A 241-nucleotide genomic window follows, 5' to 3' on the forward strand; every position below is an offset into this window, starting at 1 on the left:
GGTAAGTGAGCTGTGCGAAGATGACGATGTATATAAACAGGCACTAGCAAATTGTCGTCGCATAGCACGTATGCCTCCGCTAGCGGCAGAGCAAATAAAAGAAGTTATTTTAGCAGGAATGGACGCTCCACTTGCCAGTGCTATGGCGCTGGAGCGCAAAGCAAATGCGTTATTATTTGCATCAAAAGATCAACGTGAAGGTATGGAGGCGTTTTTACAAAAACGCCATCCTGTATTTAGC

At 45.2% G+C, this 241-nt stretch carries 1 protein-coding gene; it reads left to right on the forward strand.

All coding sequences use genetic code 11. The features are described from left to right. Positions 1 to 241, forward strand: a 241-nt coding sequence (locus AAEY78_RS14770) for an enoyl-CoA hydratase-related protein (RefSeq protein WP_352340228.1), incomplete at both ends; no start/stop codon positions are given.

The sequence above is a fragment of the Psychrobacter sp. 16-MNA-CIBAN-0192 genome, from assembly GCF_040309565.1.
Taxonomy (GTDB): Bacteria; Pseudomonadota; Gammaproteobacteria; order Pseudomonadales; family Moraxellaceae; genus Psychrobacter.